The following is a 26,760-nucleotide window of genomic DNA, read 5'->3' as shown; positions in this document are numbered from 1 at the left end:
GAGTTGCAAGCCCACAAAACGCGCCCCGTATCTTGAACCTACGTCCGGAACGCGTGGAAGGCCCGGATGTTCGATCACGACGTCCGGCGTACTCGCCGGACCGTGGAGGGTGGAGTGTTGCCGCAGGAACCGCGCTGGCCCGAGTCCCATGCCGAGCAGACGGACATTCTCCCGGTCGTCACGCCCGGGGCCGCGGAGTCTGCCACGCCGCAGGAGCCCGCGCCACCGAAACGCCGTCGCAGCTACCGCAAGGCCGCCTTCATCGGTGGCGGCGTGTTCGGCCTGCTGGTCGTCGCGTACGCCCTCGACGTGCTGGTCTCCCAGGGCAGCGTCCCCCGCGGCGTCACCGTCGCCGGGGTCGATGTCGGCGGGATGGACCGCGCCGCGGCCGAGAAGGAGCTCAAGGGAACGATCGAGCCGCGCCTGACCCGGCCGGTGAAGGTCGTCGCGGGCGACGCCGAGGAGTCGCTGGCGCCGAACACGGCAGGCCTGCGCCTCGACTGGCCCGCCACCCTCGACCAGGCGGGCGACCAGCCGCTGAACCCGTTCACGCGGGTCGCGTCGTTCTTCTCCACCACCGAGGTCGGGGTCGTCACGCGCACCGAGGACGAGAAGCTCACCTCCGCGCTGGCGGGCCTGCGCGACAAGATCGACCGCGACCCCGTCGAGGGCACCATCCGCTTCGAGGAGGCCAAGCCGGTCGCCGTCGAGCCGAAGACCGGGCAGAAGCTCGACGTCGAGGCCGCCAAGCAGACGATCCTGGACCGCTGGGCGAGCGGTGAGCCGCTCACGCTCGCGGTCACCCAGACCCCGGTCAAGGTCTCCGCGGAGGCTGTCAACACCGCCCTCGAACAGGTCGCGAAGCCCGCCGTGGCCGCGCCGATGGTGATCAAGGGCGATGGCAAGGACGCCGTCGTGAAACCCGACGCCATCGCGACCGCGCTGACCTTCGAGCCCGCCGACGGCGGCGTGCTGAACCCGAAGGTGGACAACAACAAGATCATCGAGGCCGCGGGCCCGCAGCTGAAGTCCACCGAGAAGGAGGGCAAGGACGCGCAGATCGTCTTCGAAGGCGGCAAGCCGACCGTCCAGCCCTCCGAGGACGCCAACGTCGTCGACTGGGAGCCGAGCCTCAAACCGGTGCTCGACGTGCTCAAGCGCACCGGTCCCCGCGAGCTGCCGGTGACCTACAAGAAGACCCCGGCCAAGGTGACCACCGAGCAGGCGAACCAGCTCGGCATCAAGGAGGTCGTCAGCGAGTTCAAGACCGGCGGCTTCGCTTCGGACTCGGGGACGAACATCCGGGTCGTGGCGCAGAAGGTCAACGGCGCCATCGTGAAGCCGAACGAGACGTTCAGCCTCAACGGGTTCACCGGGCCGCGTGGCGCGGCTCAGGGCTACGTCGAAGCCGGTGTCATCAAGGACGGCGCGCCCGGCCGCGAGGTCGGCGGCGGGATCTCGCAGTTCGCGACCACGCTGTACAACGCCTCGTACTTCGCCGGCATGAAGGACACCGAACACAAGGAACACAGCTACTACATCAGCCGGTACCCCGCCGCGCGTGAGGCGACCGTGTTCCAGAACCACGGCGGCGGCAGCGTGATCGACCTGAAGTTCACCAACGACGGTGACACCGGCGTCGCGATCCAGACCATCTGGTCGCCGTCGGACATCACGATCCGGCTGTGGGGCACCAAGAAGTACACCGTCGAGTCGATACCGGGCGGCCGCACCAACCCGTCCGAGCCGCCGACGAAGCCCGGCCCCGCCGAGAACTGCAAGCCCAGCAACGGCGCGCCCGGCTTCACCACGTCGGACACCCGGGTCATCAAGGACGCCGCGTCCGGCCGCGAGGTCCGGCGCCACACCCGGAACGTGCACTACAACCCGCAGCCGAAGATCACCTGCGGTACGGAGTAATTTTCACCCGGACGCGTTCACCGAGCGCGTCCGGGAAGGTACGCTGAGTGGCCGACCCGACTGAACGGGGGTGGCCACCTCGTGACCTCGAAGGCGACCTTCCGGCAGATCCTCGCGGTCGGTGAACTGCGGGCGATCTGGTTCGCGGAACTCCAGTCGATCCTCGGCGACCAGGTGGCCAGGGTCGCCCTGTCGGTACTGGTGTTCCAGCGGACCCAGTCGGCGACCTGGCCGGCGCTGACCTACGCGCTCACCTACCTGCCCGACCTGGTCGGCGGGCCACTGCTCGGCGGGCTGGCCGACCGGTTCCCACGACGGGCGGTGATGGTCTGCTCCGACGTCGTCCGGGCCATGCTGGTCGCGGTACTCGCGATCCCCGGCATCCCGTTGCCCGTGCTCGCCGCCGTACTCGTGGTGGTGCAGTTGGCGAACGCCCCGTTCACCGCCGCTCAGGCCGCCGTCCTGCCGTCGGTGCTGAGCGGGGACCAGTACGTACTCGGCCAGTCCCTGCTGAAGATCACCAACCAGGTCGGGCAGCTCGCCGGGTTCGCCCTCGGCGGCGCGATCATCGCCGCGATCGGGCCGGGGCGCGGGCTCGCGCTGGACGCGGTGACGTTCGGGATCTCCGCGATCGTCCTGCGGCTGGGTGTCCGCGCCCGGCCCGCTTCGGGTTCCGGCGGACCGGCGACGTCGACCCTGCGGCGGCTCTCGGCGGGTGCCCGCACGATCTGGCACGACCGGCGGTTGCGCGCGCTGGTCGGCCTCGCGTGGCTGGCGGGTTTCGTGATCGTGCCGGAAGGGCTCGCCGTGCCCTACGCCGCGGAGATCGGCGGCGGTGCGGTGACGGCGGGGCTGCTGCTCGCGGCGCATCCGGCGGGGATCGTGCTCGGGGTGTTCGTGCTGGGCCGCCTGGTCCGGCCGGAAGTCCGGCTGCGGCTGGTCGGGACGCTGGCGCTCGGCGCGATCGTGCCGCTCGCGGCGTTCTGGTTCCGGCCCTCGCTCCCCTACGCCGCCGGACTGCTCGTGCTGTCCGGGATGTGCGCGGCCTACCAGGTCACCGCGAGCACCACGTTCATGCGGTTGGTACCCGACACCGAACGAGGCCAGGCCTTCGGCCTCGCCGGGTCGGGACTCATCGCCGTGCAGGGAATCGGGCTGATCGCCGGCGGCCTGCTCGTCGGCGTACTCGGTTCACCCGCGACGACGGTCTCGGTCATCGCACTCGCCGGTCTCGTAGTGGCTGTTCCGGCCACCCGGGCATGGCGCCACGTGGCCCCGCTTCACCCCCTTTGACCGGAACCGGGTATTCACCAGTTCTGCCCGCGCATGGAGCTCACCCCCTCTTGATCTCGATCCCGGTCACGCGTGGTGCACCCACGCCTACCCATACAGCGTAGTGACACCGAGTATCCAACCGATTACGTTCGTCACCGTGGCGCTAACGAATTGGGCGCTGTGGCGGCTACCCCACCGCGGTTTGATCGGCTTCGTCCTTCTGGTGGACGTCGCGGCGATCGTCGGATCCGCCTGGTCTTTTGTTCGCGTCCCGGTCACTCCGGGTGACGCGGTCCCCCTCGCGATCCTGATCACCAGCGCCGTGCTGTACACGGAGTTGTCACGCCCTGTAGAGCGAGTTCGGGAACGTTTCGCGGGGACGCCGCACATTTCACTGGACAGCGTATGGACCTTCGCCGCGGTCCTGCTGACACACCCCACGCTCGCCGCGCTCGTCATCGCCGTGTCGTTCTTCTACCGCTGGTTCCGCGGCCAGCCGAACCCGCTGTTCCGGCGGACGTTCTCCGCGTCGGCCACCGTGCTCTCCGGCTTCGCGGCCGCCACGTTCCTCGACCGGTACGCCGTCCCGTTCGACGTCCTCCCCCGCGACGTCCGGTCGTTCGGGCTGGTCATCGCGGCAGGCGGGGTGTTCCTGCTGGTCAACACCGTGCTGATGACCATCGCGGTGTACTACGGCACCCCGCACGACCAGCTGCGCGACGCGCTCGCGAAGCCGTTCGAGTACGCGCTCGAGGCGGCGACGATCGCGCTCGGCGTCATCGTGGCGTGGGCGCTGCGGGACTGGCCGGTGGTGCTGCTGCTGGTCGTCGGGATCACGCTGGTGCTGCACCGCGGGGTGCTGCTGCGGCAACTGAAACGGCAGGCGCGCAACGACGCCAAGACCGGGCTGCTCAACGCCAAGGCGTGGCGGGAGGCCGCGGCCGACGAACTCGACCGCGCGCGTCGCGCGGGACGGCACACCAGCCTGCTGATGCTCGACGTCGACCGGTTCAAACTGATCAACGACCGGCACGGGCATCTGGTCGGCGACCGGTACCTCGCCGCCATCGCGGAAACGCTGCGCACCGAGGTGCGCGGCACCGATCTGGTCGGGCGGTTCGGCGGTGAGGAGTTCGTCGTCCTGCTGCCCGGTACGCCCGCGGTGCACGCGCACGCGATCGCGGAGCGGATCCGGTCGAGTGTGGCTTCGCGTGCCGATGGTCTGCCGGAGCACGTCACCGTGTCGATCGGCCTCGCCGACCGGCCGGGCGTGACCGACCTCGACGCGGTGATCGCCGTCGCGGACCAGGCGCTGTACGAGGCGAAGAACACCGGGCGGAACCGGACCTCCGGCTACCAGGTGACCGGCTGACCTCCTCCCGCGTTTCGTCCTCTAGTTGCGGTAGATGCGTGTGCAAGTACCGCAACTAGAGGACGAATCGCGATCAGGGGAAGGGGTACTTCGTCCGCTCCGCCATTGAGCCTCCTCCGTATCTCTTCAACCTGAAGGGACGGACGGCGCGACTACTACGGTGTGGGCATGGGGAATTTCGTACTGCTGGACGCGCCGTCCAACCTCGGGCTGCGGCCACCCGCCGAAGGCGTGGTTCCGGGCTGCTACAAGGCACCGGGCGCGCTGCGTGATCACGGACTGCGCACCCGTCTGGGCGCGACCGACGGCGGCGTGGTCACTCCGCCGCGCTATCTGCCGGACTGGTCCCCGGACGGTGGCGTCCGCAACGCGGCCGGTATCGCGGACTACACGGCGGCCCTCGCCGGGCGGATCGCGAAGATCCGCGCGGACGGTGGTTTCCCGGTCGTGCTCGGCGGCGACTGCTCCATCGCGCTCGCCGCGATGCTGACCCTGCGTCGCGAAGGCCGCTTCGGCATCGTCTACTTCGACGGGCATGACGACTTCCGGCACGTCGGCAACTCCGATCACGTCGCCTCCGTCGGTGGCGAGGCCCTGGCCGTCGTGACCGGTCGCGGCGCTCCGGAACTGGCCGATGTGGACGGATTGGGACCCTACGTCCGTGACGAAGACGTCCTCGTGCTCGGCGTACGCGCGGAGGAGTCCGCCGAGGCGCGGGATGCCGGGCTTCGCATCGTGACCAGCCAGGAGATCATGGCTTCCGGCACCGACGGCGCGCTCGCCGCCGCCCGTGAGATTTTCGCGCCACTGGAAGGTTTTTGGATCCACATCGACATCGACACCCTCGACCCGGAGTTCGTGTCCGCTGTGGACAGTCCCGACCCCGGCGGGCTCAGCCCGGACAAGCTCGTCGAACTTCTCCGCGGTCTGCTCGCGATCCCCGGCGCGGTCGGACTGGAGCTAACCATCTTCGATCCCGACCTCGACCCCGACGGCACGCAGGCCGCCCTGGTGACGGACTGCCTCGTGCACGCACTGGAAGGAACCCGATGACGAAAGTGACCGTCGACGACGGCTCGTTCGACGCCCCGCTCTGGCTGCCCGAATCCGGCTCCGGCCCGGGACTGGTGCTGATCCAGGAGATCTTCGGTCTCGACGACTACCTCAAGTCCGTCGCCGCCGACCTGGCCGCACTCGGCTACGTCGTCGCCGTGCCCGAACTGTTCTGGCGGATCGCCCCCGCCTGGTCGGCCACCCACGATGAAGCCGGGGTCTCGGCGTCGATGGCGGTCGCCGGCGAACTCGACCCGCCACGCGCGGTCACCGACGTACTCGCGACACTGGCGACGCTGCGTTCCCTGCCCGAAACCGATGGCCGCGCGGGAGTCTTCGGTTTCTGCCTCGGCGGCTCGATGGCCTACGCGGCCGCCGCCGAGGGCGACCCGGACGTCGCCGTTTCGTACTACGGATCCCGGGTGCCGGAGCAGCTTCCCTTGCTGGACAGGATCACCTGCCCGATCCAGTTCCAGTTCGGCGGGGCCGATCCCTACATCCCCGTCGAGGGTGTGCGTCGACTGGAAGCCGCTGTCGCCGGTCATGAGGGCGCGGAGATCCACATTCACGAGGGGGCGGGACACGCGTTCCACAACCACGTGGCGCCGATGTTTCATCAGCCTGAGCCTGCCGCGGCGGCTTGGGCGCTGACGCTGGAGTTCCTGGAGCGGACCTTCCCTGCTTGAGCCGGCTTAGCGTGCCGCGCCCGGCTTCCCTACTCTGAGGGTGCAGGGTCCCGGCAAAGTCGAGGTCTTGCAAGTCGGACGGCTCTTCGTCGCTGTGTGAGGCTGACGATGTAGGAATTGGGACGTTGAGTTCCCCCGGCACACTCCCGAGCGGGGAGGATTTCGGACGTTGAACGTCCGAAATCCTCCCCGCTCGGCCCCTGCAGGCACCAGCGCGTGGCAGTTTGCGCGGAGCTTCAGGCGCCGGGGCCGGATGCTTGTGCCGTAGCCGCCCGCTTCCCAGGACGATCCACCCTTGCGCCGATGACTCTCCGAAAACATCCGGATCCGGGATGTCGTCGTCAGGGCCGTATTTTGACCTCACCTCGCGCCGGTGCGCACGGTCCAGGTACCAATCGTCGATCCTCACCAAAGCCGGCCACCCTTTCCACCCCGTTGTCCGTGTGTCTTGAGTCGGGTGAGCGGCCGGATCCGCAACACGCGGATGGCCAACCGTTATGCGGGTGGGTGCGCGCCGGAATATGTCGGTGCCTCCCGGTAGTTTCCCCACTATGGCCACATTGGTGAGTTTTCACGCCCACCCCGACGACGAGTGCATCGTCGCGGGCGGCGTCATGCGCAAGGCCTTCGAGGAAGGTCACCGTGTCGTGCTCGTCGTCGCGACCAGGGGCGAGGTCGGCGAGGTTCCGGACGGGTTCCTCGACGACGGAGAGGAGTTGTGGCAGCGCCGCGTGCAGGAGACGCACGCTTCGGCCGAGGTGCTGGGGGCCAAGCGCGTGGAGTTCCTGGGGTACACGGATTCCGGCATGATGGGCGAGCCGCGTAACGACGTGCCCGGCACGTTCTGGCAGGCCGACGTCGAGGAGGCAGCACAGCGGCTGGCCGAGATCCTGCGCGAGGAGCAGGCCGACGTCCTGACCGTCTACGACGACAACGGCGGCTACGGGCATCCGGACCACATCCAGGTGTACCGCGTCGGCATGCGGGCGGCCGAGCTGGCGGGCACGCCGCGGGTCTACGAGGCCACGAGCAACAGTGACGAGATGCGCCGCGGGATGGAGGAGGCGGTGCGGGCAGGGCAGATGAAGGCCGAGGACCTGCCCGACTTCGACGAGAGCGGTGCCGAGTTCGGCAAGCCGGAGGCGGTGCTGACGGCGAGGGTCGACGTCTCCGCGTACCTGCCGCAGAAGCGGGCCGCGATGCGCGCGCACGCCAGTCAGATCAGTGAGGACTCGTTCTTCCTCGCGATGCCCGACGAGGGTTTCGCGCAGGCGTTCGGCACCGAGTGGTTCATCCGCGCAGGTCAGGGGCCGGGTATCACCGAGACCGACATCATGGCGGGGCTTTGACCGATGGGCATGTGCGGAGCGTACTTTCGCGTCACGTCCGGTGAACTGCGTGAGCTGATCGAGAAGCCCGATCAGTACTGGGAGTACGCCGAGAAAACCAGGGACACCGAGCGGGCCGTGGACATCGACAAGGCGTGGCACGCCTTGTGGTTCCTGACCGAACGGGCCGGGTTCGAGGTCGACTTCGTGCTGGGCGGGACACTGCTGGGGGAAGAGGGCGGTGACGGACCGGCGCGGTACTTCACGGCCGACGAGGTGGGGAACGTCGCCGCGGAGCTGTCGCGAACCCGGTTCGAACAGCTGTCGCGAGGCGTCGAGCTCTCGCAGCTCGAGGCGAACGGCATCTACCCGTCGATCTGGGACGAGCCTGACGCGTTGGACTACGTGCGGGGCTACTACGACGAACTCGTGACCTTCTTCGCCGGGTCCGCGAAGGCAGGGGATCCGGTCGTCACGATCATCACCTGACCACCCCGCTTCCCCAGGTCCGGACAGAAGATTCCCGGTGAGCAGGAATTCGTGTCAGGGCCAAGGGTGTCTTAGGTACCTACCGCGGTGCGCCGATGGCGATGTCGCGTGACCAGAGTGACGACACGCGTGACGGGATGGACGACACGCCGCGCAGCCCGCATTCGTGTCGTCCAACCGATCACGCGCGGCACAAGAGCCTCGTGAGTGGTGAGGGCGGATCCGGATTGCTTACCTGCCCGGTCCTGCGCAGGGGCTGACTGGGTAGGAATTGGGACGTTCAGCGTCCTAATTCCTACCTCGTCAGGAAGCCGCGCCCGACCCGGACCTTGATCAAGGGAGGATCGGGGACGCTCAACTCGCCGGGTCGCCGTTCGATGCGAGACCTACGGGACGAAACCGCTCGGTGGGTAGGCAAATACGGGTCCACCAGAACCAGAATCGCCACTCGAGACCACCCCGACCCAGTCGCGGTGACGGGGTCAGGACGTGGCGGCGGTGACGTCGAGTTCGACGAGCTGCCCGGGGTAGCCGAGCTGCGCGACACCGAGCAGGGTGCTCGCGGTCGTGAAGGCCTCCCCGATCTCCGACTCGACGAACCGGTCCCATACGGCCGAAAGCACGTCCGCGTCCGGCGTCACCACGTAGAGCACCGTGCGTACGACGTCGGCCGGGGTCGCCTCGGCGAAGGCGAGCGCGGCGGCGGTGTTCGCGACGACCTGGTCGACCTGGGCGAGCACGTCGCCCTCGACGACCTTGCCGTCTTCGGAGAGCGGGCACTGGCCGGCGAGGTGGATGTCCCGCCGTCCTTCGACGATGGTCACGTGGTGGTAGGTGGGCGTGGGGTGCAGACCGGGCGGATGGTGGCGTTGAATGGTCACGAGCCGCATCCTCATCGAGGCGGCCGCGACCGGACAACCGGATTTCACGGGGGAGTCATGCGCAGGACGATCGACTGGACCGGCGACGCGGTCACGATCATCGACCAGACCGCGCTGCCCGCCGAGTACCGCGTGCTCGAACTGCGCACGGTCGGCGAGCTCGTCGACGCCATCCAGCGCCTCGCGGTCCGCGGGGCACCGGCGCTCGGCGCGGCGGGGGCGCTCGGCGTGGTGCTCGCGACCCGCGCGAAAGGTGACGTCGGGGCCGAGGCGGAACGCGTCGCCAAGGCCCGGCCGACCGCGGTCAACCTGAGCTGGGGCGTTTCCCGGGCGCTCGCGAAGCTCCCGGAGGGGCCCGAAGCCGTCCTCGCCGAAGCGCTGGAGATCCTCGACGAGGACGAGCGGATCAACCACGAGGCTTCCCGGCTCGCGGCCGCCGTGGTGCTCGAAAACTGCGAGCGGCGGCCGTTGCGGCTGCTCAGCCACTGCAACACCGGCCACCTCGCGACGGTCGCCTGGGGCAGTGCGCTCGGTGTCGTCTGGCACCTGAACGCTCGCGGCCTGGTCGAGTCCGTGCTGGTCGACGAGACGAGGCCGCTGTTGCAGGGTTCCCGCCTGACCGCCTGGGAACTGGCCGAAGCCGGTGTCCCGTACCGGATCCAGCCCGACGGTGCGGCCGCCGCCGCGATGAGCCGCGGCCTGGTCGACTGTGTGCTCGTCGGCGCCGACCGCATCGCCGCGAACGGTGACGTCGCCAACAAGATCGGCACCTACGGCCTGGCGATCGCGGCGAAGCACCACGGAATCCCGTTCGTGGTCGTCGCCCCATCGTCCACTGTGGACATCACGATGCGAAACGGCGCCGGGATCGTGATCGAGGAACGCGATCCCGGCGAGGTCCTGAGCTTCGGCGGAACGAAGGTCGCCCCCGAAGGCGCGCGGGTCTTCAACCCGGCCTTCGACGTGACGCCGTTCGAGCTGGTGACCGCGGTGGTCACCGAGCAGGGGGTGCTGTGCCCGTGAGCAGCTTGCCGAACAGTACGGCCGTCTCGGTGTCGTCGTAGTTCAGCGGAAGCGTGTCGAAGTAGTACCGGACCCCGCCTGGCCCGTTGCCCACGATCATCCCGTAATCGATCGTCCGCCCTTTCGCCCGTACGGTTCCGTGGTATTCCTGGAACCGCGTGCGCGGACCGGCCGCCGACTGATCGGCCTTCAGCCGGACGTCGGTCATCGCGCCCGACAACCTGCCGAGGTAGGCGCCGTGGCAGACCGGGTCCGTCACCGGCGTCGTCAGTCCCGGCCCGATGAAGGCAGGCCCCCTCCTCGGGCAGTCGTCGGCGACACCGGCGAACAGTTCACGGAGAGCATCCCTCTCGATCGGGCGGAACCATTCCGTCCGATCGTGATAGCGGCGGCCTTGGGTGACTTCGCCTCCCTTGAGCACCACCCGGTAGACGGCCGGGTACCGCACCATCCGGCCGTGGATCACCGCTTCGTTGCTCGCCTCGTAGAAGACCGCATCGCCGTTCACCACGATCTTCACCGGGGTGAACCGGAAAGTCGGGAAGGCGCCCAGCAGGGTCCGCAGATTGGTCTCGATAGCGGCTCTGCCTCGCATCGGCGGGGCGCTGCCCGATTCCGCGAGCGTCCCGTCGGTGGCGAATATGGTGCCGTACAACCGAACGCGAGCTTCTCGCGCCTCAGGCGTGTCCGAGCGCATTGCCCCGAATTCCGTCTGTTTCGCGATGAAGGCGCAGGCGCCCGGTGACACCGTGCCTTCGACACGATCACCCAGCTGTTCCAGGATCGGGCAGTCCTCACCTGTTTTCGCCGTCGCCGTCCCGGTTTGCGCGAGCATCGCACCGAGCAGGACAGCCGCCGCACCCAAGAATCCGTTGATTTTTCGCACCAGGTCACTCTGGCGCGAAGGACCACATGAGGTCGATTACCCGCGAGGTAATGCCGCCCTAGAAGGATTCCAGGCAGGACGGCTCGCGGTCGCCGGCGAAAGCCGCGGTCGCCCGCGAAACCGCCCCCGCGGTCCGTTCCTTGATCCGCCCGGCCGCGGCGAGCGTGCTCGGCCGGGTCCCGCCGAGGAAGATCGCGCCGAGGTCGATCACGTCCAGTTCGAGATCCGGCGCGTCCTCCACCCTGGTCACTTCGGCGTTCCCATCGGTATCGGTGACGAGCCGCCAGTTCCCGGTGTTCCACGGGCAGAACGCGTCGCGCACACCGAACACCAGATCCACCGGGACGCCGTAGCGGCGGGTGACCAGGGCCCGATCGACGTCGACGAGCCGGACCCACAGGGAGTCACCGGCGGACCGGGTCATGGCGCGGGGATTGGCGAGAAGGTGGATGAGCGGTTCGTCGAGGGCGGCGAACGTCTCCACGGTGAAGACCAGGTCGTAGTCGAGCAGGAAGCGGTACAGCGTCGCGTAGGCCTCCGACGTGGTCGCGACCAGTTCCTGCACGGTCAACGTCCCTCGCGGGCCTTCCTCATTCCAGTCGTTCTTCAGCCGGTAGATCACGTAGCCGTCCGACAGGACGGCGAACCTCAGCGCGGTCGCGCCGTTCCTTCGCCGCTCCGGGTCGTCGAGGTTCAACTCCCACGTCGCCCCCGGCCGGTCCAGCGCGCCGACCCGTTGTGACGCTTCCTTCTCGTAGATCGCTTTGATCAGCGGGATCGCCTGCTCGCGGCCGACTTCGCGCACGCGCTCGGCTTCGAGTTCGACGCCGGGCCGGAACGCGGACTTCGCGCGCACCTTCGCGCGGTAGAACTGCGTCGCGAGGCCGTAGCCGAAGCGGGGGTAGATGACGGCTTCGGAGGCCCACAGTGCGGCGATCGGCTCGGCGCCGTCCTCGTGCAGGCCGTGGAGCTGCGCCCGCATGACGCGGGTGAGCGCGCCCCGCCTCCGATGTCCCGGAGCGACGCCGACCGACGTGATCCCGGCGAACGGTGTCGGCCCGGCACCCGGCAGGGTGATCTTCCGGCTGAGGATCTCCCCCATCCCGATCAGTTCGTCACCGTCGAAGACGCCGTGCGAACGCTCGGGTTCGAACACCAGCCCCTCACGGTACTGGAACCCTTCCGAGGGGTCGGTGAGGAACGTGCGGGCCAGCATGTCCGAGAGTGCGGGCAGGTCGTCGGTGGTCAGGTTACGAAGGGTCAGGCCATCATCGGTCACCCAGTCGTCCTACGCCTTTTCACCGACGACCGCCACGTATTAACGGGCGAAGATCAGGGCCGCGGCCCGATCACCTCACCCTTCTCCGTCACCTCGATCGCCATCGCGGGGCAGGAGTCCGCCGCGTCCAGCACCATCTCGTCCGGACTCACCTCCCCCGCGACCACTGTCGCCGTGGCACCCTCCAGTTCGAAGACCTCCGGCATCAGCGAAGCGCACATTCCCGAGCCGATGCACGTCCCGCCATCGACCTCGACATTCCAGCTCATGGTCACCATCCGATCGGCATGGAGCGGGGTCCCCGCACCAGCATCTGCGTCTTCCACACGATATCGCCGTCGAGGCGCAGTCCGGGAAGATCACGCAACAAAGCCCGCAAGGCCTCCTGCAGTTCCAGCCTCGCCAGGGGTGCGCCGAGGCAGTGGTGCACGCCGTGCCCGAAACCGAGGTGGGGGTTGACTTCCCTGCCGAATTCGAGGGCTTCCGCCGAGGTGAACTGGAGTGCGTCCCGGTTGGCGGCGCCGATCGCGACCATCACCGGCTCGCCTTCCTTCACCAGCACGTCCCCCACCTGGATGTCTTCGGTGGCGTACCGGGCGAACCCGGCTCCGGCACCCAGTGGAATGAACCTCATCAGTTCTTCGACCGCGGCCGGGATCAGGTCCAGGTCCCCGCGCAGGCGGGCGAGCTGGTCCGGCTGTTCGAGCAGGGCGTAGACGAAGTTGGGGATCTGGCTGGCGGTGGTTTCGTGCCCGGCGATCAGGATGCCGATGCACAGGTCGACCAGTTCCAGCTCGCTCAGCCTGTCGCGGACGTCGCGTGCTTCGATCAGCGCGGTCATCAGGTCGTCCTGGGGCCGGGCACGGTGCTCTTCGACGAGCACGTGCATGTACGCCCGCAGTTCTTCCTGGTTGGCCATCATCTCTTCGGTGGTCAACGGGCTGGTCGACAGCGCGGCGTCGCTCCACACACGGAACTTCGGCCGGTCTTCGACGGGGACGCCGAGCAGTTCGCAGATCACCGCGACCGGGATCGGCAGCGCGTAGTCCTCGACCAGGTCGGCGGGCTGTCCCTTGGTCTTCATGTCCACGATCAGGCCAGCCGCCAGGTCCGCGACCCGCGGCCGCAGCAGTTCGACGCGGCGCATGGTGAACGCCTTCGCGACCAGCGTGCGCAGCCGCGTGTGGTCGGGCGGATCCATGCTCAGGATCCCGCCGGGCCGCCTGCCCGGCGCCATCCGCGGCTCGTCCTTGTCCACGGCCATCGCGCGGGAGAACCGCCGGTCACCCAGCACGAGACGCGCGTCGGCGTAGCGGGTGGCGAGCCACGCCGGCTCGCCGTGCGGGAGACGGACGCGGAGCATGCCCTCGGCGGCACGGGCGGCGGCGTAGGCCTCGTCGAGTTCGAGTCCCGCGTCCTGATTGAAGGGATAGGCGAGAATCTCAGGTCCTGTGGTGGTCATTTTTCCGGAAACCCCCCGGCTCGACGGTTTGTAAGCAACTGCTTACAACGCTAACCACGATCACGGAACGCGTCAATGCGCCTACCGTGCGACGTCCGGCTAGCCTGTGCCCGATGACCGAAGAACCGCAGGTCCGCAAGCGTGACGCGGCCGCGACAAAGGCGGCCTTGCTCGACGCGGCGGCGGCTCTGTTCGCCGAACGCGGCTTCGACCGGACGACCGTGCGAGACATCGCGAAGCTCGCCGGAGCCAATCAGGCACTGCTGTTCCGCTACTTCGGCTCGAAGGACGCGCTCTTCGAGGAGGTACTGGCGCGCGGCGGACGCGAGCAGATCGCCACCACCCCACCGGACGAACTGCTCGGGACCGCGTTACGCAGCATGCTGGAGTCCGACACCGGGCGGGATCGCACACTCGACGCCTACCTGCGCTCGACCGGGCACGACAGCGCGGCGGCCACGGTCCGGCGGCAACTCGGCGAGGAGTACGCGAAGGTGCTGGCCACGCTGACCGACGCCGACGACGCCGATCTGCGGGCCGACCTCGTTCTGGCCTGGCTGCTCGGGATCGGCCTCGTCCGCGAGATCACCGGCAAGGAACCTCTGGCCAGCGCGGATCCCGACGACGTCTGCCGTCTCGTGCTCGGCGCGGCACGGACGCTGCTGGAGCGCAGCGGGTAATTGCGTCGCCGTCCCCGGCCCCGCTGTTCTACGGTCGGTGTCGTGACCTCGTTCCCGCCCGCCGGCACCGAAGCCGAGTTCGACGCCCTGACCAGGGAAGACCTGCTTCCGGCGGTGACCTCGCTGACCGGGTCGCTCGGGCTCGGCGAGGTCGTCCCGTTCACCGAAGGCTCACTGCCTGTCTACGCCGTCGGCGAAGACCTGGTACTCAAGCTGTTCCCGCCGGTGCATCTCGACGAACTCCCCACCGAGCAGACGATGCTCGAGGTCCTGCACGGCAAGCTCCCGATCCCGACGCCCGCCGTGCACGACGTCGGCGAGCGGGACGGCTGGGGCTACGTGCTCATGGAGCGTCTGCGCGGCGAAACACTGAAAAACGCCTGGCCCAAACTGTCCACAGAGGACAAGCACCTGATCGCTCCCGAACTCGGCGAGGCGCTGGCCGCCTTGCATTCGCTGCGCGACCCGCGGCTGGACGTCCTGGATCCGCCGGACTGGGCCTCGTTCGTCGCCGAGCAGCGCGCGAACGCCGTCGAGCAGCACCGCCGGACCGGCCTCGGCGAAAGCTGGATCGCGCAGATCCCGGCGTTCCTCGATTCCGTCGAGCTGGGCTCACCTCCCGTCGTCCCGCTGCACACCGAGTTCATGCGCGACCACGTCATGGTCACCCACGACGGCGAACGCCCCCGGCTGACCGGCCTCTTCGACTTCGAACCCGCGATGCGGGGTGCCGCCGAGTACGACTTCGTCGCCGTCGGCCTGTTCGTTTCCGGCGGGGACAAGGACTTCCTGCGGCGGCTGCTCACCGGGTACGGCGTCGATCGGGACGATGGGTTCTCGCGGCGCTGCCTGGCGTATGCGCTTTTGCACGTCTACAGCAATTTCACGTGGTACTTCAAGGTTCTTCCGGCGCCGGAAGAACCGACGCTGGAGAGCCTCAGCCGCGTTTGGTGGTAGCCCACGTCACCGGCACGGCTTCCGGGCCGCGAAGCGAGAGCGGCGGCCGCCACACGATTTCCGGGAGAGGAACGGCGAGATCCAGTCCCGGCAGTCCGTCGAGCAGGGTCCGGAACGCGATCTCCCCTTCGAGCCGCGCGAGTGCCGCGCCAAGGCAGAAGTGAATGCCGTGCCTGAAGCCGAGTTGTGGCGCGTTCCGGCGCCGGATGTCGAACCGCGACGCGCCGGGAAAGGCGCTCTCGTCGCGGTTCGCCGCACCGGTGTGCGCCAGCACGGCCTCACCGCGCCGGACCAGGCCACCACTCAGTTCGACGTCCTCCAGCGCGACCCGGAGCAGCGACGCCTCGGCCGGGCCGTCGAAGCGCATGATCTCCTCGACGGCCCCCGCCGTCAGATCGGGATCCGAACGCAGCGCGGCGAACTGGTCCGGATGCTCCGACAGCAGCACGATCCCGGTCGCGATCAGGCTGACCGTCGTCTCGTGCCCGGCCAGCAGGAGCTGGGTGGCCAGATCGATCAACTCGGCCTCGGTGAACCGGTCACCGTCCTCATCACGGGTGTGCACGAGGACGCTCAGCAGGTCCTCGCCCGGCTTCGCGCGCTTGACGGTGACGAGCGCGGCCATGTCCTCCGCCCCGTCACGCCGGGCCTGCGCCACTTCCGCCGGGGTGTAGGCCATCGGCGTGACGATCACCCGCGACCACTGGCGGAACCGTTCCTTGCCTTCGAACGGGACACCGAGGATTTCGCACATGACCGCGGTGGGCAGCGGGAAGGCGAAGGTCTCCACGAGATCCACCGGCGGGCCCTGCCCGGCCAGCACGCGAAGGAGATCGTCGGCGATCTCCTGGATCCGCGGCCGCAGCGCGGCGATCCGGCGGACGGTGAAAGCCGGCGCCGACAGCTTCCGCAGCCGCGTGTGATCCGGCGGGTCCATGTTCAGAATGCTGTGCTCACCGGTGGAGAAGTCGCCCGGCTCGATGAGGCACGGCGCGCCGGGATCGAGCAGGTTCCGGGAGAACCGCGGATCCGAGAAGATCAAGCGGACGTCTTCGTACCGGGTCACCAGCCAGCCTTCGCAGCCGCTGGGGAAGACGACCCGGGACATCGGCGGACACTCGGCGTAGATCGCGCCCATCGGGGTCGCGGCGTGGTTCTTGGCCGCGGGATACGTGGCTGTCATGGGCCGATGATGGGTGGTGGGCCGCACCGTCGGAAGGCTCCGGCCGGTCACCTCCCCGAAGAGCCGAAGATCCCTCTCACCGCGTGATAATCCCGCGCAGGAACTCCAGATAGCCCGGCCGATCGGCCGCGGACAGCAGTGTGCCGCCGCTCGCCCGCTGCGCCTGGATCAACCCGATGAAGGCCGTGTAGGCCAGCAGACCACGATGCCGGGCCTCGGCTTCGGGACAGCCCATCTCCCGGAAGCACCGGACGATGAAATCGACACGCCGCGCGGTGACGTCGGCGAGCAGCGGGCCGATCACCGGGTCGACGGCATGGGCGAGCAGCGCCAGCTCGGCCCGCTGGTCGTCCTTCACCCCGAAGACGAGTTCGAAAAGTTCACGCAGCCGCCGCACCGGATCCGAGATCCCGTCCAGCAACGAGATCAACGCCTCGGTGTGCTGCTCGGCCCAGCGGCGCACGGCGGCTTCGACCAGCGCGTCCCGGTTGGCGAAATGCCAGTAGAAGCTGCCTTTCGTCGTCCCGAGTTTCGCCGCGATGGGTTCGACGGCGATCGCGGCGACCCCGCCGTCGCACAGCGCTTCGAGCGCCGCGTCCGCCCAATCCTCGCGGGCGAGCTTCCGTTTCCCGGCCACCTTGCATACGCTACCGTACGGAAAAACATACGGCACCGTACGGGAGTCACCATGCGTTTCGGATCACCCGCGAACTGGGGCGCGACCCCGGAAGAACGCCGCCGCGCGCAGCCGGCGGACACCTTGCTCGACGGTCCTGTCGCGCGGTTCGACCGCGCGGTCACCGTGCAGGCGCCCGCCGCGCTCGCCTACCGCTGGCTCTGCCAGATCTCGGTCGCGCCCTACAGCTACGACCTGCTCGACAACCTGGGGCACCGCAGTCCGCGCGCACTCACGCCCGGCGCCGACGACCTCGCTCCCGGCGACACGCTGATCGTGTTCGAGCTGACCGAGGTCGACCGGGGGCACAGCCTCACCGGCCGCACTTTCGCCAAGTCCGAGAAGCTGTTCGGCCCGGTGGCGGCCACGTACTCGGTCGAGGCGATCGACGAGCGGTCGTGCCGGATGCTGTGCCGCATCGTCGTGACCTCGAAGGGACTCCGAGGCCGCCTGAAGGAGTTCCTGCTCGGCTGGGGTGACCTGGTCATGATGCGGAAACAGCTGCTGACACTGAAGGGATACGCCGAACGCGACGCGCGGCTCAACAGAACTCCGCCACCAGCAGGTCGGTGAAGACGCCGCTCGCATCATCCCACGGACCGGAGGTCCAGTCGCCGTTGACGTTGACCGCGAGCAGGTGCCCACCGTCGCGGGAACCGTAGACGTAAGACCACGAACCGAACAGAGCGCCGCCCATCCCCCACAACTCGGTGCCGTCGGGCAACGTCACGGACGAGACGCCGAGGCCATACGTCGTGGCGGGCAGCCAATTCTTGGTCGGGATGGTGGTGAACATCGCCCGCTGCTGCTCCGGCGGCAGGAGCCGCCCGCCCAGCAACGCACCGAAGAACCGGTTGAGGTCACCGGCCGTCGAGACCATCCCGCCCGCCGCCCAGTACGGACTCGGCTCCAGTTCGGTGGCGTCGTAAATCTCGGCGGCGGGATCGGGCGAGAACAGCTTCGTGTGATGACGGGAATGGGGCTCGCCGAGGGTCTCGTCACCCGCCCGCGGCAGGCGTGTCCCGCTCAGGCCGAGCGGGACGGTGATCCGCGTGGCGATCTCGGCGGCGAGGTCCCGTCCGGTGACCCGCTCCGCGATCATCCCGGCCAGCACGTAGTTGGTGTTCGAGTACGCCCAGTCCGTACCGGCCTTGAAGGCGGCCGGACGCCGTAGGGCGATATCGACGAGTTGCCGCGGCGTGTAGGTCTCGTACTCGCTCAACGCCTCGGGATCCTCCGTGTGGTTGGCGATCCCGCTGGTGTGGTCGAGCAGCCGCCGGAGGGGGATTTCGTCCCCGTCGTGACCGTTCCCCTCCACCAGCCCGGGCAACCACTTTCCCACCGGATCGTCGAGCCTCACCTTGTTCTCGGCCGCCAGCTGCAAGAGCACCGTGGCGGTGAACGTCTTGGTGATACTTCCGATGCGGAACCTGTCCTCGGGCGAGCGTTTCCGCTCATCGGACCGACTGCCGGCCCCCTCGCGGATTTCGACGAGGATGCCGGGTATCCCGCCCTCGGCCATCGCCCGGTCGAGTACTCGCCGCACTGCGGTCTTGATCATGTCGCCCCCTTTCAGGCACCACGGACGCTAAAGTCGTCTTTCCTCGATCGTCAATGCTCATACGGCGACTTTCCGTCGAATATCCGTTGACAGCCCCAGTTCATTGCATTGGCCTTCCCGTGAAACGCAACGACGTTGCATTGATATTGCCCCTGACGCACACTGGGCCGGTGACATCGGGAAGGCTCACCGGGGAAGACCGTGAGCGGATCGCTTCGGGATTGGCCGAGAACCTCGGGTTCGCCGAAATCGCGCGCCGCTTGGGCAGGCCGACGTCGACCATCAGCCGCGAGGTCGCCCGCAACGGCGGGCGCCGCGGCTACCGGGCGAACCACGCCCAGCACGCCACCATCTGGCGCGGCAGGCGAGGCGGAGGCGGCCCGTTTGCCGATTCGTCCACTCTGGACTCGCTGGACGGGGAGCCGGCCGCGGTACGGGGTTACGCGGACCGCTTCGCCGAGATGATGGTCCGGAGCGGCTTGCCTCGGATGGCCGCGCGGGTGCTCGCGCGCCTGGTCACCACGAACTCGGGCGGGCTGACCTCGGCCGAGCTGGTCCGACTGCTCCAGGTCAGCCCCGCCTCGGTGTCCAAAGCCGTCTCCTACCTCGAAGGACTGGAAGTCGTCCGGCGTACGCATCGGGGAAGGCGCGAGTGGTACTTCATCGACGACGACGTCTGGCTCCGCGCCTGGCTCTCGAGCGCCCGTACGAACGCGACCTGGGCGGACACCGCCCGCGATGGCGCCGAACTCTTCGATCGCACCTCCCCCGCCGGGGCGCGGCTGGACCGGATGAGCCGCTTTTTCGCGACCGTCACCGACGCCATGGCGAACAGTCCCGGCGCCACCGCACGAGACGACGCGCTGACCGTGCTCGCCGCCCTGGTCCGTGCCGATCCCGGCGTGACGGTCAGGGCGGCCGCCGTACTCGGCTGGCCGCGTGAACGCGTCGACAGCGCGATCGCCGGGGCCGCCGGTCCGGAAAGGCTCTAGGGCAGCGCACGCCGTAGCAGTTCGGCCAGGTGCACGGCCTTGCGTCCGTCGAGTTGCTCGATCTGCGTCCGGCAGCTGAACCCGTCCGCGACCACTTCGGTGCCCTCGGCCGCGGCGCGGATCGCGGGCAGCATGCGATCCTCGGCGCAGGCGACGGATACGTCGTAATGCCCGCGTTCGAAGCCGAAGTTGCCGGCCAATCCACAGCAGCCGGAATCCATGGTGGAATTGTGGATACCCGCGGCGCGCATCGCGGCCTCGTCGGCCCCGAAGCCGAGCACGGCGTGCTGGTGACAGTGCACCTGGCTGAGTGCTTCGACGTCCAGCGACCGGAATTCGAGCGGTGAGTCTTCGATGAGCTCGGCGAACGTCCTGGTCTGCCCGGCGAGCAGTTTCGCGACCGGGTCACCCGGCAGCAGGGCTTCGAGGTCGCCGCGGAAGAGCGCCGTGCAACTCGGCTCCAGCCCGGCGACCTGATATCCCGACCGCAGGTACGGTTCGAGAACGGAAAGCGTGTGGCGCAACACCTTCTTCGCCACGTCGAGCTGTCCGGTGGACACCCAGGTGAGACCGCAGCAGACGCCGCGATCGGGCAGGACGACGTCGTAGCCCGCCGCGGTGAGCACCTCGGCCGCGGCGTCGAGGACGTCCGGGGTCAGGTAGTTGTTGAAGGAATCGGGCCACAGCACGACGGGCCGGGTACCGGTCGCCCACCGCCGGAGATCCTCGCGGCGCCCGGTGAACGACGTCCCGGCGAACGTCGGCAGCTCCCGCTCCGGCGCGATCCCGCCGAGCTTCTTCAGCAGACCGGAGAACCGGCGCGACAACGTGTTCGCCAGCCGCGGCGCCAGTGACGCCGCACGCAGCCACACCGGCAGCCAGCCCATCGAATAGTGCGACGCCGGGCGCGGCCGCCCCTTGTGGTGCTGGTGCAGGAATTCCGCCTTGTAGGTCGCCATGTCGACATCGACCGGGCAATCGGATAGGCAGCCCTTGCACGACAGGCAGAGATCCAGCGCCTCGGCGACCTCTTCGGAGCGCCAGCCGTCGGTGATCAGTTCGCCGTTCACCATCTCGGCGAGCAGATGCGCGCGGCCCCGCGTCGAGTGCTTCTCCTCGCGGGTGGCGCGGTAACTCGGGCACATCACGGCCGCACCGGCGGTGTCGCGGCATTTCCCGACACCGACGCAGCGCCGCATCGCCTGCCCGAAGCTCCCTTGATCCTCCGGGTACGCGAGCGCGGTGACGTCTTCGAGGTCCAGCGGCGCTCGCCGCACCCGGAGATCGGCGTCGACCGGCCTCGGATCGACGAGGATACCGGGGTTCATTCTGCCGTCCGGGTCGAAGATCCCCTTGAACCGCGCGAAAAGCGCGAGAATCTCTGGGCTGTACATCCGGGGCAGCAGTTCCGAACGGGCTTGGCCGTCGCCGTGTTCCCCGGACAGCGAACCACCGTGCGCGGCGACCAGGTCGGCGGCCTCTTCGAGGAACGACCGGAATCCGGCGATCCCTCGCGGGGAAAGCAGATCGAAGTCCAGCCGCAGATGCAGGCAGCCCTCGCCGTAGTGGCCGTAGACCACGCTTTTGCGGCCGTGCTTCCGCATGAGTTCCTTGAACTCGCGCAAGTAGGCACCTAACCGCGCGGGTGGGACGGCGGCGTCCTCCCAACCGGGCCAGGCTTCCTCGCCACCGGCCAGTCGCGTCGCGAGACCGGCGCCCTCCTCCCGGATCCGCCACAGTCGCTTTTGCGCGGCCGTGTCGTCCAGCAGCGCGGACCCGGTCAAAGCGCCGTGTAGTTCCGCGATCAGCCCGCGTGCCTTGTCCGGATCGGTCATTTCGACGAACAACCAGGCTCCACCCGGCGGAAGTCCGTCGGCGCGGCCCGGTTCCAGCAGCGCGACGAGGTCCGCGTCGACGCCCTCCACGGTCAACGGCGACCACGGCAGGATCGCCGGGACGGCGTCGGCGGCGGCGATGTCGGACTCGAAACCGAGTACCGCGAGCACCTTGCGGTCCGGCACCTTGGCGAGGGAGACCGTCGCCTCCAGCACGGTGACGCAGGTGCCCTCGCTGCCGACCAGTGCCTTGGCGACGTCGAAACCGTGCTCCGGCAACAAGTGTTCCAGGCCGTATCCGGACACCCTCCTGCTGAAGGTGGACAGTTCCGTGCGCAGTAGCGCCAGGTTGTCGTGGACGAGCGCACGCAACTCCGCAAAGACCCGGCCTTCCGTACCGGGCCTGGCCGCTCGCTCGTCCACTTCGGACGGCGAAGTCGGCCCGACGGTCAGCCGAGTGCCGTCGTAGAGCAGCACATCCAGTTCGCGGACGACATCGACCGTGCGCCCGTAAGCGACCGAATGCGAACCGCAGGCGTTGTTGCCGATCATCCCGCCGATCGTGCAGCGCGAATGCGTCGACGGGTCGGGCCCGAACCGGAGGCCGTGCGGCGCGGCGACCGCCTGAAGGTGGTCGAGGACGGTTCCGGGTGCCACCCTCGCCGTCCTGGCTTCCGGATCGAGGGCGAGCACACCGCCCAGATGGCGGGACGTGTCGATCACGACGCCCGGGCCGCACGAGTTGCCCGCGACGCTGGTACCGCCGCCTCTGGCGATCACCGGCAGCCCGGCCGCTCGGCAGGCGGCGACCGCCGCGATCACCTCGTCGACGCTCCGCGGCAGCACCACGCCGTGGGGCACGTGCCGGTAGTTGGAGGCATCGGTCGTGTACAGCGCCAGTGTCGCGGCGTCGGCCAGGATCTCCACGGAGTCCATTCAAGACAACCGGGGGCGAGAATGCATCGGTGAACCTCTCCAGCCGGGTGTGTCGGAGACCACGCTCAGTGTGCGGTCGTGAACGCGTGAGGGCCAGACGGCACACCGCCGAGCACCTCGCCGCCGAGCACAGCGCGGTGCTCGGCGGGCTTCCGCGTGAGCGCGAGGAGCTGCTCAACCCTCGACCGGGTCGCGGCGCTCAACGGGCCTCACCCGGGAGGGCATCGCCGCCGCGCTGAAGCAGGCGACGTCGGCGAGCACGGAGGATCTGGTGGCGGCACTGGACTTCTCGAAGGCGGGCACCCCGGCGACGCGCCAGGTGTACGCGGCGACACCGGACGCGTCGGCCGAGGGGCGGGGTCCGCTACGTCAAGCCGCTGTTCGAGGCTCCCGAGGCGGAGGAGTACGTGGCTCCGCACCAGCAGTGAGCCGGGCTTCGGCGAGCGCGTTCGCTTCGGCCAGCGGTGTGGTGCCGTTGGCCGAAGCCGCGTCGAGGATCTGTCGCGTGGTCGACTCCAACCTCTCGACACGGGCGAGGGCCTCGGCGTGCGTCAGGTTTTCGGCTTCGCGGCCGAGGGTGTAGACGACTCCCCCTGCGCTCGCGACGAAATCCGGGACCCAGACGACCCCCCTGTCGGCGAGGCCGTCCGCCACCGCGTCCTCGGTGAGCTGGTTGTTGGCCGGGCCGACGACGAGCGGTGCCTTGACCTCGGTGGCGGGGCCGAACACCCCGCCGACGGCCGCCGGGATCAGGACTTCGGCCTCGATTCCGAACACCCGCTCAGGGTGGACCCACCCGAGTCCCTGTTCCTCGGCGGCGAGGAGGCGTCGTTCGTCCACATCGGACACGATGACCTCGGCACCCTGCGCGACCAGGTCAGTGGCGAGGTGCGCGCCGACCGAGCCGTAGCCGCTGATGACCACCTTGCGGCCCTTCATCTCGTCGTCGCCGAAGACGGTCTTCGCCCCGGCCCGCAGCGCGGCGAGCACGCCGACCGCGGTCGGTCCGCTGGACGACCCGGTGCCGCCGTGCTCCTCGGGCACGCAGAACACGTGGGGCGTCCGCTCTCGCAGCACGAGCATGTCGTCCGGCCCGGTGCCGACGTCCGGACCGGCGAGATACGCACCATCGAGTGACGCGATGAGGTCGGCGTGGTCGAGCAGGATTTCTCGGCGTTGCCGGGGTGTCGGCAGGCTCTCGAGCGTGATGACGCTCTTGCCACCCCCGAAGTCCAGGCCCGCGACGGCGCATTTGCGGGTCATCGCCGAGGAAAGCCTCAGGACGTCGTCGATCGCGTCGTGGATGCCCGGATAGACCTTGAAACGGCAACCGCCGACGGCCGGGCCGAGCGTGCGGGAGTGCACGGCGACCATCGTGGTCACCCCGGACCTGCGCCCCCGCCGGACGACCAGCTCCTGTACAGACATTTTGGTCCCCTTCGCGCAATTAGTCGGCTACTTGCGCTGAAGTTAGGCTGATCGTCACGCTTACGGGTGGCCTGCCGAACGATATTCGGCAGGCTCTGGGAAGGGATCACCGTGGACGAACTTGATTCGGCGATCATCCGGGAACTCCAGGCGGATGCGCGGCAGTCGAACCGTGACATCGCCCGGAAGGTCGGCGTCGCGCCGTCGACCTGCCTCGAACGGACGCGGCTGCTGCGGGAACGCAGCGTCATCCGCGGCTACCACGCGGACATCGATCTGCGCAGCCTCAACCGCGGCGTGCAGGCGATGGTCTCGGCGCAGGTGCGGCCGCTGAGCCGGGAGGTGATTGACTCGTTCCAGCGCTCGGTCGCCGAATTGCCGGAGGTCCTTTCGGTCTTCGTCACCGCCGGCAGCGACGATTTCCTGATCCACGTCGCCGCACAGGACGTCGAACAGCTCCACTCATTCCTGGTGGATCGCTTGTCGAAGCGCAAGGAGATCGTCGGTTTCCGGAGTTCGATCATTTTCCGGCATCTGCGCAAGACCGAGCTGGAACCGCTTCCGCTGCGAATACCCGGTGACAACCCCAAGGAGTTCACCCTGGAATACCCGACACACCACCCCTGAGTCCGCCCGAAATCCAAGATTTCGCACCGGAGAAGACGGAAACTGTCGGGGGTATGGGTTTGACTTGTTCGAAGCGGAACAGAAAGGAGGCACGCCATGGACGTTCGGACAGAGCTGAACCATCGTGAGCGGGCCACCCTGAAAGCCGTGGCCGATGGCCACGCCGAGATCAGCCGCAGTTGCGAGCCGGACCTGTTCGTCGACGGTCTCGCCTGCTGCGACCAGCACACCGCGCACCGCCTGGCCCACCTCGGCCTGGTAGCACCCGCCCGCGGCGGCCGATGGGGCGAACGCGTCCCCGCCCGGCTCACCGAGGCAGGGGCGGAAGCGTTGGGGGCCGCCGCACCGGCACTCGCCCTACCGCCGATGGCCGCCGCCTAAAAACGTTTGCCGGGGTGCGCGAGAGGCGCCAAGATCTGCTGATGCGTGTCTTTCTGGAGACCGAACGGCTCCTGCTGCGGCAGTTCACCGACGCCGACGTCGACGACCTGTTCGCGCTCTACGACGACCCCGAAGTCATGCGGTACCTCAATGGGGGCAAACCAGCCGACCGGGCGGAGATCGAAAAGCTCGACCTTCCCGCTTTTCTCGGTTACTACGAGCGTTCCCCCGATTACGGGTTCTGGGCGGCGATCGAGAAATCCAGTGGGGCTTTCTTGGGGTGGTTCCATTTCCGGCCGCTGCGCGGCCATCACACGGACGACCCGGAACTGGGTTACCGGCTGAACCGCTCTTCCTGGGGCAAGGGCTACGCCACCGAAGGCTCGCTCGCGCTGCTGGAGAAGGGCTTCACCGAACTCGGGGCGCGACGGATCTGGGCGGCCACCATGGCGGTGAACCTGGGGTCACGCCGGGTGATGGAGAAGGTCGGGATGCACCACGTCCGGACCTATCACGAGGACTTCGACGACCCGATCCCCGGCACGGAGGAGGGCGAGGTCGAGTACGCGATCACGCTGGAGGAATGGCGGTCCCGCGCCCTCACGTGATCAGACGCCGATCTCGTGAGTTCCGTCTCTGAGCACGCGAGTTCGGTGTTTGGTCACGGGTTCGGGAGCCAGGTTTCGCCGGTTTCGGCGGTGAGGGCTTCACCGCCGGTCAGGTCGGCGAGCCACGCGTGGAACGCGTCCCCCTGATCCGGTGCGACGCCGACGTCGAAGTGCGCGACGTCCTCGAACCGCGTCGCGTGCAGCAGGTACGGCGACGAGCGGATGTCGTTCTCCAGCCGTCCGGCCCGGTCATAGTCGACGACGACCTCCACCAGCCGTAGCCGCCGGTACTCCCGCACCCCGATGACGTCGACGGCCTCGGAGACGGCCTGGCCGTACGCACGGATCAGGCCACCAGCGCCGAGCAGGACCCCGCCGAAGTAGGTAGCGGGTCACCACCGCGACCGTGTCGGTCAGCTCCCGGCGGCGGAGCACCTCGAGCATCGGGGTGCCCGCCGTCCCCGACGGCTCGCCGTCGTCACTCGAACGCTCGATTCGAGGCACTCTTTCCCGCCGAGGATCCCTTGGGCCGCTCCGGCTGCCGTCGGTGCCCAGGACGAACGCGTGGCAGTGGTGCCGGGCGGCCGGATCGGCCTTCTTCCGGGCGGCGATCACCTCGCGGGCGGCCTCCTCCGAGGTCACCGGGGCGAGCGCGCACAGGAACCGCGAACGCCGGATTTCGATCTCGTGCACCCCGGTGCCCGCCACGGTGAGATAACGATCCGCCATCGGCCAAGCCTCTCAAACCAGACGGGGCGCTCTGCCGTTCGGGCGATTCGATGGTCACCTCAGGTCACCGCAACACCGGTGAAACCCACTCCAATGCGCGATCCAGGTCACACCATCGGAGGACGTGAGCGGTCGTTCACGCAGGTCAGCGGCCTGATGCACCACTCAGTGGACATGTCATTCCAGCCAGTGGGCAGATGATGTACGAAGTCAACGCCCGCGTGGCATTTCCCACCCCGACCAAGCGACGTATGTCGATAACAGCGATTTCACACTATCGTCATAAGACCGGCGAACCCGGGAGTAACCCGTGCGCCCCGCCTGCCATCCACCACAACGGTCTGGCGGCACGCGGCGCACAGCAGCACCGATCAGCGCATCGGCCGCCCAGTGCAGTGCGGCTCTACGAGTCCTGCCCCCGTTTCCGCGGGCGGAATCGTTCCCTCTCGACTGACCATCGCGGTCCCGGACCACTTCGTTAACTGGTTCACCTGTGAACCACCCGAACGCCAG

General features: G+C 68.6%; 26 protein-coding genes and 1 pseudogene. 15 read left to right on the top strand and 12 right to left on the bottom strand.

Annotation, left to right across the window (positions count from 1 at the left end; genetic code table 11):
- Positions 1-66 precede the first annotated feature (66 nt).
- The 7 genes from ACM6LR_RS24940 to ACM6LR_RS24910 all read left to right on the top strand — a co-directional run bounded on the left by ACM6LR_RS24940 (position 67) and on the right by ACM6LR_RS24910 (position 8,123).
- Positions 67-1,920, top strand: coding sequence for a VanW family protein (locus ACM6LR_RS24940; RefSeq protein WP_414941062.1), 1,854 nt, complete (start codon positions 67-69; stop codon positions 1,918-1,920).
- Positions 1,921-2,001: 81 nt separating this feature from the next.
- Complete coding sequence (locus ACM6LR_RS24935; RefSeq protein ID WP_414941063.1) at positions 2,002-3,213, top strand: MFS transporter; 1,212 nt, start codon at positions 2,002-2,004, stop codon at positions 3,211-3,213.
- A gap of 139 nt (positions 3,214-3,352) precedes the next feature.
- Positions 3,353-4,567 (top strand): GGDEF domain-containing protein, encoded by a 1,215-nt coding sequence (locus ACM6LR_RS24930; protein WP_414944609.1) that lies wholly within the window; start codon positions 3,353-3,355, stop codon positions 4,565-4,567.
- A 168-nt stretch (positions 4,568-4,735) separates the two neighbouring features.
- Complete coding sequence (locus ACM6LR_RS24925) at positions 4,736-5,620, top strand: arginase family protein (RefSeq protein ID WP_414944608.1); 885 nt, start codon at positions 4,736-4,738, stop codon at positions 5,618-5,620.
- The gene (locus ACM6LR_RS24920) at positions 5,617-6,306 is read left to right on the top strand and encodes a dienelactone hydrolase family protein (RefSeq protein ID WP_414941067.1); all 690 of its coding nucleotides are present in this window, start codon (positions 5,617-5,619) and stop codon (positions 6,304-6,306) included. The genes ACM6LR_RS24925 and ACM6LR_RS24920 overlap by 4 nt, the downstream gene beginning before the upstream one ends.
- Before the next feature lie 551 nt (positions 6,307-6,857).
- On the top strand, positions 6,858-7,655 hold the full coding sequence (locus tag ACM6LR_RS24915; RefSeq protein ID WP_414941068.1) for a PIG-L family deacetylase: 798 nt from the start codon (positions 6,858-6,860) through the stop codon (positions 7,653-7,655).
- A gap of 9 nt (positions 7,656-7,664) precedes the next feature.
- Complete coding sequence (locus ACM6LR_RS24910; RefSeq protein WP_414944607.1) at positions 7,665-8,123, top strand: YfbM family protein; 459 nt, start codon at positions 7,665-7,667, stop codon at positions 8,121-8,123.
- A 482-nt stretch (positions 8,124-8,605) separates the two neighbouring features.
- Here the strand turns inward: ACM6LR_RS24910 and ACM6LR_RS24905 are convergent, their stop codons facing one another.
- On the bottom strand, positions 8,606-9,013 hold the full coding sequence (locus ACM6LR_RS24905) for a RidA family protein (RefSeq protein WP_414944606.1): 408 nt from the start codon (positions 9,011-9,013) through the stop codon (positions 8,606-8,608).
- A gap of 48 nt (positions 9,014-9,061) precedes the next feature.
- On the opposite strand from ACM6LR_RS24905, the gene mtnA reads away from it, so the two are divergent.
- The gene (gene mtnA / locus ACM6LR_RS24900; RefSeq protein WP_414944605.1) at positions 9,062-10,027 is read left to right on the top strand and encodes an S-methyl-5-thioribose-1-phosphate isomerase; all 966 of its coding nucleotides are present in this window, start codon (positions 9,062-9,064) and stop codon (positions 10,025-10,027) included.
- Here mtnA and ACM6LR_RS24895 read toward each other — a convergent pair.
- From ACM6LR_RS24895 to ACM6LR_RS24880, 4 genes are read right to left on the bottom strand one after another with little or no spacing between them, the layout of a single operon-like run.
- Entirely contained in the window at positions 9,999-10,913 is a 915-nt protein-coding gene (locus ACM6LR_RS24895) for a nuclear transport factor 2 family protein (protein WP_414941072.1), read from the bottom strand. The two genes, mtnA and ACM6LR_RS24895, sit on opposite strands and share 29 nt — an antisense overlap.
- A gap of 58 nt (positions 10,914-10,971) precedes the next feature.
- Positions 10,972-12,192, bottom strand: coding sequence for a GNAT family N-acetyltransferase (locus ACM6LR_RS24890; RefSeq protein WP_414941073.1), 1,221 nt, complete (start codon positions 12,190-12,192; stop codon positions 10,972-10,974).
- A 53-nt stretch (positions 12,193-12,245) separates the two neighbouring features.
- Positions 12,246-12,461 carry a ferredoxin gene (locus ACM6LR_RS24885; protein WP_414941074.1) on the bottom strand — a complete coding sequence of 72 codons (216 nt, stop codon included), beginning with the start codon at positions 12,459-12,461 and terminating at the stop codon, positions 12,246-12,248.
- A 2-nt stretch (positions 12,462-12,463) separates the two neighbouring features.
- Entirely contained in the window at positions 12,464-13,654 is a 1,191-nt protein-coding gene (locus ACM6LR_RS24880) for a cytochrome P450 (RefSeq protein WP_414944604.1), read from the bottom strand.
- Positions 13,655-13,767: 113 nt separating this feature from the next.
- Here ACM6LR_RS24880 and ACM6LR_RS24875 point away from each other — a divergent pair, with 113 nt between their 5' ends.
- Together ACM6LR_RS24875 and ACM6LR_RS24870 are read left to right on the top strand one after the other, a co-directional pair.
- Positions 13,768-14,334, top strand: coding sequence for a TetR family transcriptional regulator (locus ACM6LR_RS24875; RefSeq protein WP_414941076.1), 567 nt, complete (start codon positions 13,768-13,770; stop codon positions 14,332-14,334).
- Positions 14,335-14,376: 42 nt separating this feature from the next.
- Positions 14,377-15,291, top strand: a complete 915-nt coding sequence (locus ACM6LR_RS24870) for a phosphotransferase family protein (protein ID WP_414944603.1) — start codon at positions 14,377-14,379, stop codon at positions 15,289-15,291.
- Here the strand turns inward: ACM6LR_RS24870 and ACM6LR_RS24865 are convergent.
- Together ACM6LR_RS24865 and ACM6LR_RS24860 are read right to left on the bottom strand one after the other, a co-directional pair.
- A complete protein-coding gene (locus tag ACM6LR_RS24865) occupies positions 15,272-16,474 on the bottom strand; it encodes a cytochrome P450 (protein ID WP_414944602.1) in 1,203 nt (400 codons plus the stop codon). The two genes, ACM6LR_RS24870 and ACM6LR_RS24865, sit on opposite strands and share 20 nt — an antisense overlap.
- A 76-nt stretch (positions 16,475-16,550) precedes the next feature.
- Entirely contained in the window at positions 16,551-17,111 is a 561-nt protein-coding gene (locus tag ACM6LR_RS24860) for a TetR/AcrR family transcriptional regulator (protein WP_414941079.1), read from the bottom strand.
- 51 nt (positions 17,112-17,162) lie between these two features.
- On the opposite strand from ACM6LR_RS24860, the gene ACM6LR_RS24855 reads away from it, so the two are divergent.
- On the top strand, positions 17,163-17,723 hold the full coding sequence (locus ACM6LR_RS24855; RefSeq protein WP_414941080.1) for a hypothetical protein: 561 nt from the start codon (positions 17,163-17,165) through the stop codon (positions 17,721-17,723).
- Here the strand turns inward: ACM6LR_RS24855 and ACM6LR_RS24850 are convergent.
- Positions 17,692-18,711 (bottom strand): serine hydrolase domain-containing protein, encoded by a 1,020-nt coding sequence (locus tag ACM6LR_RS24850; protein WP_414941081.1) that lies wholly within the window; start codon positions 18,709-18,711, stop codon positions 17,692-17,694. The two genes, ACM6LR_RS24855 and ACM6LR_RS24850, sit on opposite strands and share 32 nt — an antisense overlap.
- Positions 18,712-18,881: 170 nt before the next feature.
- Between ACM6LR_RS24850 and ACM6LR_RS24845 the strand changes: the two genes are divergently transcribed.
- On the top strand, positions 18,882-19,703 hold the full coding sequence (locus tag ACM6LR_RS24845; RefSeq protein ID WP_414941082.1) for a helix-turn-helix domain-containing protein: 822 nt from the start codon (positions 18,882-18,884) through the stop codon (positions 19,701-19,703).
- Here the strand turns inward: ACM6LR_RS24845 and ACM6LR_RS24840 are convergent.
- The 3 genes from ACM6LR_RS24840 to ACM6LR_RS24830 form a co-directional block, all read right to left on the bottom strand.
- Positions 19,700-22,474 (bottom strand): FAD-binding and (Fe-S)-binding domain-containing protein, encoded by a 2,775-nt coding sequence (locus tag ACM6LR_RS24840; RefSeq protein WP_414944601.1) that lies wholly within the window; start codon positions 22,472-22,474, stop codon positions 19,700-19,702. The genes ACM6LR_RS24845 and ACM6LR_RS24840 overlap by 4 nt on opposite strands.
- A 65-nt stretch (positions 22,475-22,539) precedes the next feature.
- On the bottom strand, positions 22,540-22,677 hold the full coding sequence (locus ACM6LR_RS24835; RefSeq protein WP_414941084.1) for a hypothetical protein: 138 nt from the start codon (positions 22,675-22,677) through the stop codon (positions 22,540-22,542).
- A gap of 166 nt (positions 22,678-22,843) precedes the next feature.
- Entirely contained in the window at positions 22,844-23,902 is a 1,059-nt protein-coding gene (locus ACM6LR_RS24830) for a Glu/Leu/Phe/Val dehydrogenase dimerization domain-containing protein (RefSeq protein WP_414944600.1), read from the bottom strand.
- A gap of 111 nt (positions 23,903-24,013) precedes the next feature.
- Between ACM6LR_RS24830 and ACM6LR_RS24825 the strand changes: the two genes are divergently transcribed.
- The 3 genes from ACM6LR_RS24825 to ACM6LR_RS24815 all read left to right on the top strand — a co-directional run bounded on the left by ACM6LR_RS24825 (position 24,014) and on the right by ACM6LR_RS24815 (position 25,518).
- Complete coding sequence (locus ACM6LR_RS24825) at positions 24,014-24,529, top strand: Lrp/AsnC family transcriptional regulator (RefSeq protein ID WP_414944599.1); 516 nt, start codon at positions 24,014-24,016, stop codon at positions 24,527-24,529.
- Positions 24,530-24,625: 96 nt separating this feature from the next.
- The gene (locus tag ACM6LR_RS24820; RefSeq protein WP_414941087.1) at positions 24,626-24,910 is read left to right on the top strand and encodes a hypothetical protein; all 285 of its coding nucleotides are present in this window, start codon (positions 24,626-24,628) and stop codon (positions 24,908-24,910) included.
- Positions 24,911-24,951: 41 nt separating this feature from the next.
- Positions 24,952-25,518, top strand: a complete 567-nt coding sequence (locus ACM6LR_RS24815; RefSeq protein ID WP_414941088.1) for a GNAT family N-acetyltransferase — start codon at positions 24,952-24,954, stop codon at positions 25,516-25,518.
- Positions 25,519-25,571: 53 nt separating this feature from the next.
- Here ACM6LR_RS24815 and ACM6LR_RS24810 read toward each other — a convergent pair.
- Positions 25,572-26,247, bottom strand: a pseudogene (locus ACM6LR_RS24810) (YigZ family protein).
- Positions 26,248-26,760: the final 513 nt, after the last annotated feature.

Origin of the sequence: Amycolatopsis sp. cmx-11-32, from assembly GCF_047608695.1 — a bacterium.
Taxonomy (GTDB): Bacteria; Actinomycetota; Actinomycetes; order Mycobacteriales; family Pseudonocardiaceae; genus Amycolatopsis.
This window is presented reverse-complemented; position numbering and strand designations above follow the sequence as displayed.